This window comes from Paraburkholderia sp., assembly GCF_034668105.1.
Taxonomy (GTDB): domain Bacteria; phylum Pseudomonadota; class Gammaproteobacteria; order Burkholderiales; family Burkholderiaceae; genus Paraburkholderia.
In genome coordinates this window covers 1-10,301 of the sequence record NZ_JAXDPY010000657.1, presented here as the reverse complement: position 1 = coordinate 10,301, position 10,301 = coordinate 1, and the positions used below count along the sequence as shown (strand labels likewise).

At 62.8% G+C, this 10,301-nt stretch carries 11 protein-coding genes; 7 read left to right on the top strand and 4 right to left on the bottom strand.

Features of this window, described 5'->3' with window-relative positions; translation table 11 throughout:
• From QOC89_RS29165 to QOC89_RS29155, 3 genes are all read left to right on the top strand, one after another.
• Positions 1–582: alpha/beta hydrolase (locus QOC89_RS29165; protein WP_323048213.1), on the top strand; the 582-nt coding region annotated here is incomplete at its 5' end.
• Between the two features lie 22 nt (positions 583–604).
• Positions 605–1,369, top strand: coding sequence for a glucose 1-dehydrogenase (locus QOC89_RS29160; protein ID WP_323048214.1), 765 nt, complete (start codon positions 605–607; stop codon positions 1,367–1,369).
• 45 nt (positions 1,370–1,414) lie between these two features.
• Positions 1,415–2,503: a sn-glycerol-3-phosphate ABC transporter ATP-binding protein UgpC gene (locus QOC89_RS29155; protein WP_323048212.1), complete on the top strand. Its 1,089-nt coding sequence runs from the start codon at positions 1,415–1,417 to the stop codon at positions 2,501–2,503.
• 75 nt (positions 2,504–2,578) lie between these two features.
• On the opposite strand, the gene QOC89_RS29150 is transcribed toward QOC89_RS29155, so the two are convergent.
• A complete protein-coding gene (locus QOC89_RS29150) occupies positions 2,579–3,478 on the bottom strand; it encodes a LysR family transcriptional regulator (protein WP_323048211.1) in 900 nt (299 codons plus the stop codon).
• A 259-nt stretch (positions 3,479–3,737) separates the two neighbouring features.
• Between QOC89_RS29150 and QOC89_RS29145 the strand changes: the two genes are divergently transcribed.
• From QOC89_RS29145 to QOC89_RS29130, 4 genes are all read left to right on the top strand, one after another.
• Positions 3,738–4,871 carry a porin gene (locus tag QOC89_RS29145; RefSeq protein ID WP_323048210.1) on the top strand — a complete coding sequence of 378 codons (1,134 nt, stop codon included), beginning with the start codon at positions 3,738–3,740 and terminating at the stop codon, positions 4,869–4,871.
• Between the two features lie 46 nt (positions 4,872–4,917).
• On the top strand, positions 4,918–6,213 hold the full coding sequence (locus QOC89_RS29140; RefSeq protein WP_323048209.1) for an MFS transporter: 1,296 nt from the start codon (positions 4,918–4,920) through the stop codon (positions 6,211–6,213).
• 147 nt (positions 6,214–6,360) lie between these two features.
• Positions 6,361–7,269 (top strand): polysaccharide deacetylase, encoded by a 909-nt coding sequence (locus QOC89_RS29135; protein WP_323048208.1) that lies wholly within the window; start codon positions 6,361–6,363, stop codon positions 7,267–7,269.
• Positions 7,253–8,125, top strand: a complete 873-nt coding sequence (locus tag QOC89_RS29130) for an amidohydrolase family protein (protein WP_323048207.1) — start codon at positions 7,253–7,255, stop codon at positions 8,123–8,125. The genes QOC89_RS29135 and QOC89_RS29130 overlap by 17 nt, the downstream gene beginning before the upstream one ends.
• A gap of 44 nt (positions 8,126–8,169) precedes the next feature.
• Here QOC89_RS29130 and QOC89_RS29125 read toward each other — a convergent pair whose 3' ends face one another.
• From QOC89_RS29125 to QOC89_RS29115, 3 genes are all read right to left on the bottom strand, one after another.
• Positions 8,170–8,568 carry a RidA family protein gene (locus QOC89_RS29125; protein ID WP_323048206.1) on the bottom strand — a complete coding sequence of 133 codons (399 nt, stop codon included), beginning with the start codon at positions 8,566–8,568 and terminating at the stop codon, positions 8,170–8,172.
• A gap of 109 nt (positions 8,569–8,677) precedes the next feature.
• Positions 8,678–9,724, bottom strand: a complete 1,047-nt coding sequence (locus QOC89_RS29120; protein ID WP_323048205.1) for an alanine racemase — start codon at positions 9,722–9,724, stop codon at positions 8,678–8,680.
• 89 nt (positions 9,725–9,813) lie between these two features.
• On the bottom strand, positions 9,814–10,301 hold a 488-nt coding region (locus tag QOC89_RS29115; protein WP_323048204.1), incomplete at its 5' end, for a glutamate cyclase domain-containing protein.

Sequence of the window (10,301 nt, the reverse complement as noted above, 5' to 3'; positions counted from 1 at the left end):
CGTCTGCTCGATGCACGCGGCCTGTCGCGCGTCACGTTGATCGGCGGCTCCATGGGAGGCGTCGTCGCGCAGCAGTTCGTGTTGCGCTACCCGGATCGCGTGTCGCGCCTGCTGCTCGTTGCGACGGGCGCGGTGACCGCGGACCCCGCCGCGGCGCTTGCGAAGGCCGATGCCATGGCGGGCGCGCCCTGGGACGAAACCGCGATCGAGCCCGTCGTGAACGGGTTCTTTCTCCGCCCGCCGTCCGCTCCCGATCTGGTGAGGTTCCGCAGCATCGCGCTGAGCGCGGCGCAAGCCGCCGCCATCGATGCCGCACGCTCCAACGCGTTGAATAACACGCTCGACCAACTTTCCTCCATTCGGGTTCCCACGCTGATCATCCAGGGGCGGCACGACCGCGCGCGCACGCCCGAGCACGGAGCAGTGATGCAGGCAAGGATTGCAGGCTCCGCGTTGGCCGTCATCGAGGACGCAGGCCACACACCGCAACTCGAGCAGCCGGAAAAATTTCATGACGTTGCGCTGCCTTTCCTGCTCGCTGCACGCGTCGATCAACCGGTCACCGACCGGACCGCATCCTGACCCACGGAGAACGTAGATGATTCTGAATGAAATCGCAGGCAAGGTTTGCCTCGTGACCGGTGCGAGCCGCGGGATTGGCGCGGCGGTGGCACGCGGCCTCGGCGCCCGTGGTGCGAAGGTGATGGTTCATTACCGCAGCGGCCGCGCGCAAGCCGAGGCCGTGGCCGCCGACATCGAGCAGCAGGGCGGTACCGCCCGCATCGTGGAGGGCGACATCGCGCTGCCCGGCACCGCCGAGCGGCTGATCCAGGAAACGGTCGAGACCTTCGGGCGGCTCGATGTGTTGATCAACAACGCCGGCGACCAGATTTCGCGCGTCGGCATTGCGGAGTTTCCCGACGAGCTCTTCGAGCGCCATCTGGCGATCAACGTGCGGCCTGTGTTCGTTGCATGCCGCGCGGCCGTGCGGCAGTTTCGCAGTCAGAAGAGCGGCGGCAATATCATCAACGTCTGTTCCGTCGCGGCGCGCACGGGCGGCGGTCAAGGCTCGGCCGTGTATGCCGGCGCGAAGGCGTTCATGTCGACATTCTCGCGTTCGATCGCAAAGGAAGTCGCGCCCGAAGGCATCAGGGTGAATGTCGTCTCGCCCGGGGTGATCAAGACCGACTTGCAAGACCGCGTCACGTCGCCCGAACAACTGAAGGCCACCGCGACGCAGATCCCGATGGCGCGCATCGGCGATCCGGAGGATTGCGTCGGTACCTTCCTTTACCTGTGCTCGGATCAGTTGAGCGGCTACGTGACCGGCCAGGTCGTCGAGGTCAATGGCGGTCTGCTGATGCCTTGACGCGAGCGTCCCGCCATTCATCCACCCATTCCCGGAGTCATCGCTTTGGCAAACCTCAGCATCCACAACGTTAAAAAGTCCTATGGCTCGCACTCCGTCATTCAAGATATCAGCGTGGATATCCTTGACGGAGAATTTGCGGTGCTAGTGGGTCCTTCCGGCTGCGGTAAGTCGACGCTGCTGCGGATGATCGCGGGCCTCGAGGACATTACGTCCGGACAGATCCGCGTGGCGGGCCAGGTAATGAACGACGTGTCGCCCAAAAACCGCGACATGGCGATGGTGTTTCAGAACTACGCGCTGTACCCGCACATGACGGTCGGGCAGAACATGGGGTTCTCGCTCAAGATCAGCAACGTCCCGAAGGCTGAAATCGAGCAACGCGTCAGGCGAGCCGCCGAGATTCTCGCGCTCGATCCGCTGCTTGAGCGCTATCCTCGCCAGCTCTCGGGCGGCCAACGCCAGCGCGTCGCGATGGGACGGGCGATCGTGCGCGATCCGCAAGTCTTCCTGTTCGACGAGCCGCTGTCGAACCTCGATGCCAAACTACGCGTCGCCATGCGCACCGAGATCAAGCAGCTCCATCAACGCCTGCGGACGACGACCGTGTACGTCACGCACGATCAGGTCGAGGCGATGACGCTGGCTGACAGGATCGTGGTGATGCGCGACGGTGTCGTCGAACAGGTGGGCGCGCCGCTCGAAGTTTACGATCAGCCGCGCAATGTGTTTGTCGCAGGGTTCATCGGCTCACCGGCGATGAATTTTCTGCGTGGCGCGCTGCTCGATGGCGACGGAGAAACCGTGTTCCGTTCCGATAGCGGCCTGACGGTTCGTCTCGGCCGCCAACTCAGGGCGGACCGTTCAAGACCGGTGATCCTCGGAATTCGTCCCGAGCATTTCGTCGCGACGGCGGATGGCACGCCGACTGAAGTCGTCGTCGTCGAGACCACCGGATCGGCCACTCAGGTCAATGTGCGGTACGGCAGCGACGAGATCGTCTGCGAGTTTCGGGAGCGCGTTCTCGCGCGACCGGGAGAGCGACTGTGCATTGCGCCGCTACCGGACGCCATCCACCTGTTCGACGCCGAAACCGGCCGGCGTCTGAGCGAACCTGACCGCTCCCTGTCCTGATGAACCCGCCTGATGAACCCGCCGTAAGCCGGTCTTGCCCAGTACGGCGCGTCATAGTCCGCGCCCTCCCGCCGCCTACCCCGGAATCAGCACGCGACTGCGCGTGAGCACCTCTTTTGCCAGCTCCACGATGGTATCCGCGCCGCTCAGACACTCTTCCTGATAAGCGACAAAGAACCCTTGCTGAGTGATCGGCCTTTCCGTGTTCAGCACGTGAATCAGCCCGGAATCGATCTCCGGGCGCATTATCGCGGGCGACAGCACGGCCGCCGCATGGCCGGCCGCGACCAGCCGCGACATCATCGACAGCGAATTGCATGAGCTGATGTTGTCGGGGTTGCAACCGGCGCTGCGGAACCAGTTCATCACCAGCGAATGGTTCGACGACGGTTGTGAGACGGTGATGATCGGTACCGACGCAAGGTCGTGAGGCGTGACCGTGCTGCTGGGCACGAGTTGCGGCGACGCAACCCAGTGCAGATCCGTGTAGCCGATCGCGGTCTCGACCACGTGGGGCGCATCGGTGGAATCATTCAGTATCGCGATGTCGAGTTCGTGCGCACCAAGCTTGCGTCCGAGTGCGACACCCACGTCGATCGTGAGTTCGATCTTCATGTGCGGGTAGCGCGTCTTGAGTTGCGTCAGTAGATCGGCGAGCCCCGCGTGGGCGATCGACTCGATTGCGCCAAGACGTAGAAGCCCGTACATGGGATCGGTGCGCTTCGCGATCTGTTCGAGTTTTTCGGCGAGCTTCAGCACCTGTTCCGCATTGGCGAGCGCGTCACGGCCTGCGAGCGTGAGTTCGGAGCGCGTCCGGCTGCGCGTGAACAGCTGCACGCCGAGATGTTCTTCGAACTCCTGGACGCGTGCCGAGATGGTCGGCTGCGTGAGGTGCTGATGGCGCGCCGCCGCATGAAATCCACCCAACCGCGCCACCCAGTAAAAGGTCTCAATTTGCTGCAGGGAAATACGCATGATCGAAGGTTTCTATCAGATGGTCTCGCTAACTTTGATTATCTCCCGGAAAAATTGCGTTCGTATACTCGGTGCACGCTTCGGTTGCCTCTTTGACACCGGAATGTAATGAGTTGTCGGGAATTTTTCAGCAAGACAGTCCGTAAGCGACGATTGCCCCGCGCGCAATCTGACACTCCCCGGTCTCGAGATACGAAGTGGTGCGCGGTTTATCACAAGATCGGCATAAAAAACCTCTGACGAAGAATTTGGAATCCTTATGATAAGGAAGTCACTGCTCGCTCTCGCACTTTCGAACGCGTTCGCTATTCCCGCGTTTGCGCAAAGCAGCGTCACGTTGTACGGGATGATAGATGAGGGCCTGACCTACGTCAGCAACTCGGCCGGCCATAGTCAATGGGCCATGCAAAGCGGCGTCGAGGGCGGTAGCAGATGGGGTTTGAGAGGCAGCGAGGATCTCGGCGGCGGCACGAAAGCGATCTTTCAGTTGGAAAACGGCTTCAACGTTTCTACCGGCGGGCTCGGGCAAGGTGGTCTGGAATTCGGCCGCCAGGCCTACGTCGGCCTGGCAAATCAACGCTGGGGCACGCTGACACTCGGCCGCCAGTATGACCCGATCGTCGATATCATTGGCCCGACCACGTCGAACGGCCAATGGGGTGGCCTGTTTTCGCACCCGAGCGACATCGACAACACGGACAATGCCTTTCGCGTGAACAACTCGGTCAAGTATGTCACGCCGACCTGGTCAGGATTGACGGCCGAAGCGATGTACGCGTTCGGTGGCGTCGCAGGCGACTTCCGCAAGGAGAGCACGATCGGCGCCGGCGCGGATTATCACAATGGTCCGTTCTACCTTGGCGCCGCATACTTTTACGCCACCAACCCCGCGCAACAGTTTCCGGACGGTGGTTTCAAGCCGAACGCCATACCGGGGGTGTCGAACGGCGAGGGCGCATTCGGCTACGTCGGCAATCCGGCCAACATGCAGAACATCGGCGTGGGCGCCGCGTACACGGCCGGGCCGGCGCGGATCACCCTGGCCTACACCAACACACGGTTTGAGGACGCGAGCGGGGTGGCGGGTAACACGGTCACCTTCAGCAACTATGAAATCTGGGGGCAATACCACGTGACGCCAGTGACGACCTTGGGCGCCGGCTATACCTTCACGGAAGCCAAGGTGGACTACAACGGCGCGAAACCGAAGTACAACCAGATCAACCTGCTAGCTGATTACGCGCTCTCCAAACGCACCGACGTCTACCTGAATGCGGCCTACCAGAAGGCTGCCGGCGGAGCAAACGCGGATATCTATCAAGGCTTCCCGGGCTCGGAATCGAGCACGACGACGCAATGGGTCGCGCGTGCGGCCCTGCGTGTCAGGTTTTGACAGCGCGGCTTGAGCGGCAACCACTACTGAAGCGGGGGAAGCGAATATGAATACGAGAATCGCAGCGCTTGCGCACGGCCGTAAATCATCGGTTCGATGGAGGATCTTCTGGTTCCTGCTCGTGCTGATCACGATCAACTACGTGGACCGCGCTTCGTTGTCGGTCGCGATGCCGCTGATCTCGAAGGAGTTCTCGCTCTCGCCGGTGGTGCAAGGCTTGATTCTGAGTTCGTTCTTCTGGTCGTACACGATCATGCAGATTCCGTCGGGCATGCTGGTCGACCGCTTCAAGCCGCGCATCGTGATCACGGTGGCGACGCTCGTCTGGGGATGCTTTCAGGCCGGCGCGGGGTTCTGCACGAATGCTGCGTCACTGCTGTTGATGCGCCTCGGTCTCGGCTTCTCCGAAGCGGCGATCGCGCCCGCCGGCGGTAAGCTCAATGCACTCTGGCTGACGCGCAACGAACGCACACGGGGCGCGTCGCTGATGGACGGCGGCGCGCCGCTCGGCGCAGCGGTGGGATCGCTGTTGATCTCGGCGTTGATCGGATTCATGGGCTCGTGGCGCCTCGCGTTTCTGGTTGCGGGTGTCGCCACGACGCTGGCCGGCGTCGTGGCCTGGTTCTTTATCCGTAATCATCCGCGTGAGCATCCGGGGGTCAACGAAGAGGAAGCGTCGTTCATCGAGCGTTCCCACGAAGAAGAACTCGAGCGTGAACCGGCCAACGCATCCGGACGCGCAATCGATTTTCTGAAGTACCGCTCGTTCCTGTTCATGTTCTTCGGCTTCATGTGCTGCAATACGTTGTTCAACGGATTGCTCACGTGGATGCCGAGCTATCTGATCAAGGAGCACGGCCTCGATATCCGTCAAATGGGTGGGTCCAGCTTCATCATTTACTTTTCCGGCTTCGCCGGGGAACTCGTCGGCGCGTGGATTGCCGATAAATGGCTGGCGGCGGGCGGCAGGCCGAATACGGTGTTGCGTACGATTTTCGGCACGGCCGGCGTGATTGCCACCGTCTCGGTGTTTTCGGTGGCTTACCTGTCCAGTGCGACGCTGGTCGTCGTGCTGCTCTCGTGTACGGTTTTCTTTTTGCGCTGGGGCAACCTGTACTGGTGCATTCCGCCCTTGCTTGCCACGCGCAACAAGGTGGGCGCGCTCGGTGGCTTTCTGAACCTGGGGGCGGCGGTCGGCGGGATTGGCGCGCCGATTCTGGTCGGCGGGATCGTTCAGGCGACCGGTTCGTATTTTCTCGCCATGATGTTCTTTGCGGCGACCGGCGTCGGCTTGCTGCTCTGCTCGCTCGGCATCGACTACGAGAAGAAGCTGCCCGTATGAGGTCTGCGATCCTCGAAGCGGTTCTGGATGTCGCGGCGGGCATCGTACCTGCTCGACAACCCTTCGCCGCGAGTGATTCGCCGACCGATTCGAAAGACCTGAGGGCTGGCCGGTCTTAAATCAACAACCATCAGTAAGGACGTTTTGATGAACCCAGATGACTCGTATGGCCAACCTTGGCAATGGCCCGAATCCCATTGGCGCAAGCTGGTCGATCAGGTGCGGGCGGGACGCGCGCTTCGCCCCAATGGCTGGCCCGCTGGAGCGCGCTGCGCGGTGGCGCTTTCATTCGATTGCGACCACGAAACCAGCGAGTTGCGCGAGGGCGGCAAGTCGATCGGCCGGCTCAGTTGGGGGCAGTACGGGAGCCGCGCCGGCATGCCGCGCATTCTCGACGTGCTGCGCAAATATGGCGTGCCGGCTTCGTTTTTCGTCCCGGCGGTCACTGCGCTTCTGCATCCGGAAGAGGCGCGGCGCATTATCGGCGACGGCCACGAAATCGGCCTGCACGGTTGGATTCATGAACTGAATTCGATACTCCCGCATGAGGCGGAACGCGATCTGTTGCTTCGCTCGTCGGACACGCTCGAGAGCATCACCGGGCAGCGTCCGGTGGGCATGCGTACGCCCTCCTGGGATTTCAGCCCGCATACGCTTTCGATCGCGCGCGAAATGGGCTTGCGCTACGACTCGTCGCTGATGGCCGACGTCGACTGCTATGAGTTGCTCGAAGGCGGCGTGCCGAGCGGTCTCGTCGAACTGCCGGTCGAATGGATTCGCGACGACGGCGCGTATCTGATCATGAACCGCTTCGAGGCGGTACGGCCTTATACGTCGCCGGCCGACGTCTACGAGATCTTTCGCCGCGAGTTCGACGCGGCCTATGCGGAGGGTGGCATCTTCCAGTTGACGATGCATCCGCACGTCACCGGTTACCGCTCGAGGATCTGGATCCTCGAAGAAATCATCCGGCATGCGCAGTCGTTACCGGGTGTCTGGTTCGCGACGCACCGCGATGTTGTCGAGTGGGCGCGTGAGCATGCACAGCCGACGTGAATTCGGTGAGCGCGTCGGCGCAAGCGGTACCGGGCAGCTGCGCTTTCCGGTTCCACCGGGGGCGACCGATAGTCATCACCACATCTACGATGCGCGGTATCCGGTCGATCCGTCCGCGCAGTTGCAGCCGCCCGACGCGACGGTCGCCGACTATCGCGCGCTGCAGCGGAGGCTGGGTGTCGAGCGGCACGTCGTCGTTCAACCGTCCACGTATGGCACCGACAACCGTTGCCTGCTCGATGCGCTGTCGCAGTTCGGACAGACGGCGCGCGGTATTGCGACCGTGTCCGCCAGCGTGACGGATGGTGAGTTGGCCGATCTTCACGATAGGGGTGTACGCGGGTTACGCTTTAACCTCGAATACCTGGTCGGCGTGACGGTATCGATGATGGAGCCGCTCGCGAAGCGGATCGAACCGCTCGGTTGGCACATTCAGGTCAATGCCACCGCGACGCAGTTACTCGCTCACCAGCAGTTGCTCGCGAGTCTGTCGTCGCCGCTCGTGATCGATCATATGGGGCAGATCCCGCAACCGGACGGCGCGGAGCATGCCGCGTTCCGGATGGTCGAGGCGCTGCTGGCCAACGGCCGTACCTGGGTGAAACTGAGCGGACCGTATCTCGTGTCGCGCAGCGGTGCGCCGGTCTACGCCGATGCCGGCACGGTCGCGCTCAGGTTTGCCCAGCTTGCCGCTGACCGGATGCTGTGGGGATCCGACTGGCCTCATCCGACGCAAGCGGCCGACAACAAGCCGGACGCTGCCCACTTGCTGGATGATCTGGCATTGTGGATCCCCGATGAATCGACGCGGCATCGAATCCTCGTTGAGAATCCCGCCGTGCTTTACGGCTTCTAGCGTGCGTGGGTGTGTGCGGCGCGCCGCGCGCCGCACTGTCTGGTTCAGCGCTTACCGATATAAGCGACCACGTCGATCTCTATCAGCACACCTTGCAGACCGGCTTCCACGGTCGATCGCGCCGGCTTGTGCTGGCCAAACCAGCTCGCATAGATCGCGTTGAAGCGGCTAAAGAGCGTCAGGTCAGTCAGATAGACCGTGACCTTGACGACATCCTCCAGTCCCGCGCCGGCGGCGGCCAGTACCCGCTCGACGTTGTCGAGCGTTGCACGGGTCTGCTCTTCGATCGACTCGCCGATCAGCTTTCGGTCGGCGTCGCGCGGCGTCTGGCCGGACAGGAAAACGAAGTCGCCCGCGACCATCGCGGACGAGTAATGTCCGCCTGGTGTGAAGCCGGCCGGATTGACGCTACGCAATGCGTGGCGCGTGCCACTGTCGTTCATGTTTTACCCTTCACCTTGATCTGGTGTTTGTCCGACTTGCCGCGTGACATACGTGGCAAGTCGCGTTGTATCGTTTCGATCGACGCTTACCGGCTGCGGACTTCGCGGCCTATCGACGGCTCCCGAGTTGCTCACGCACTTCCCACGACCCTTCGGTGGTAAGCACCAGCGCGCTGGGGTAGAGATAAGCCGACGTGCAAGCGTGACGCGGCAATAACATCACCCGGTCGCCGACTGCCAGGTCGGTGTTTTCGACCACGACGTGTTCCTCGTTCATCATGACGATCTTGCCGTCCCAGCGAAAGCGCTCGGCGACCAGCTTGTCGGGCGAGATAGCCTTCGAGCCCGCGTCGAGCGTGGCGGTTGTGCTGGTGCGTGAAATCACCGTTGCCAGTACATAGGCGCTCGGGGTCCAGCCGAGCGCAGGCAACTCCGTGTCGTGTTGAGCGCTCGAATAGGTCCAACTGCCCGGGGACACGAAGTCGGCGAGCGTGCGCGGCCACAGATCGAACGTATAGCTGCCGCCGGCGATGAGCCTCGTCGACAGTCCCTCTGCATCGGCAGCGCGCATCAACGCCGTCACTTTCTCCACGATGGCGGCCACCCGCGTGCGGCGCGTGGCAATGTCGAGATCATGGATATGGCCGTCGTAGACGTGCCATCCTCCAAAGCAGCCGAGCGCGGCCAGCTCACGGGCCAATTGCAGCGTCGCCGCTGCGATCGGTGCGCCAGTTCTGCCCATGTCGGGATCCAGATCGATGCGCAGCGCGAGATTGGCCAGCGGCGCCCCATTCATCGCGAGACGCCACGCGGCTACGCCTGCCGCCGAGTCGACGAGCGCCTCGACCCGTGCGTCCGGGCGAGCGTGGGCCAGCGCGAGCAAGGTACGGATATGCGCGGGGTTGACGGTCGGATACGCCCAGACGACGTGTTCCGCGCCGGCCTTGAGCACCATCGCCACTTCCGCCACGGTAGCGGCCTTGAACGCGGTCACGCCTTCGCGAATCAGCCTCTCGACGACCCATCCGGCGCGATGCGTCTTCACATGCGGCATGAGCCGTTCCACGCCTCCACATGCACGGGCGGTCGCATACAGGTTATCGACGATGCCGCGCTCGGAGACGATGAAACACGGCGTCTGCAATTCTTCTGGCAAGCTGGCGGCCCAAGACGGCGCACGTCTGAGAGTGGTACTCGAAAGGTCGGACATGTTGGTGCGTTAAGAGAGGAAAAAGGGCGGCGCGCTCACGCGTGCGACGGCGCCGCGAGGTATCCGTCGACGTGCGCTCTGAGCTGGGTCAGCACTTCTGCATGCTGCTCCCACGACAGCCGGTCGACGCTCATCTTCGGCGTCGCGGGGCGGTCGACGCGGCTATCGTCAACCGCCTGCCCGACGTCGACGGCCGCGATGAGATATGCCCGGTCGCGCTCCGGCGTGAAATCGATCAGCAGCCGAGCCGCCGCGTCTCGCGGCGCGACCATCGCCATCGCGGAGACCAACCCCCAGCCGCCCCAGTTCGAGACGCTGGAAACGATCAGGTAGTCCGCGGGAATCGCTGCACTGATCAACGGGCCGTTGGGAATGTCGCTGTGAACGATTTCCTCGGGCAGCACGCCCATGCCGATTTCATTGCCGCCGTCGCCGATGCCGATCGTGACCCACGGACGCGACCACTCGGGATCCTCGAACAGAAGATGCAGCGGAGCCGTATCGTCGGACATGTCCGCGCCGT

Bases quoted from the DNA above. Each gene is read 5' to 3' on its own strand.
- QOC89_RS29150 (WP_323048211.1), bottom strand. From the start codon at position 3,478: ATGCGTATTTCCCTGCAGCAAATTGAGACCTTTTACTGGGTGGCGCGG.
- QOC89_RS29145 (WP_323048210.1), top strand. From the start codon at position 3,738: ATGATAAGGAAGTCACTGCTCGCTCTCGCACTTTCGAACGCGTTCGCT.
- QOC89_RS29140 (WP_323048209.1), top strand. From the start codon at position 4,918: ATGAATACGAGAATCGCAGCGCTTGCGCACGGCCGTAAATCATCGGTT.
- QOC89_RS29135 (WP_323048208.1), top strand. From the start codon at position 6,361: ATGAACCCAGATGACTCGTATGGCCAACCTTGGCAATGGCCCGAATCC.
- QOC89_RS29130 (WP_323048207.1), top strand. From the start codon at position 7,253: ATGCACAGCCGACGTGAATTCGGTGAGCGCGTCGGCGCAAGCGGTACC.
- QOC89_RS29125 (WP_323048206.1), bottom strand. From the start codon at position 8,568: ATGAACGACAGTGGCACGCGCCACGCATTGCGTAGCGTCAATCCGGCC.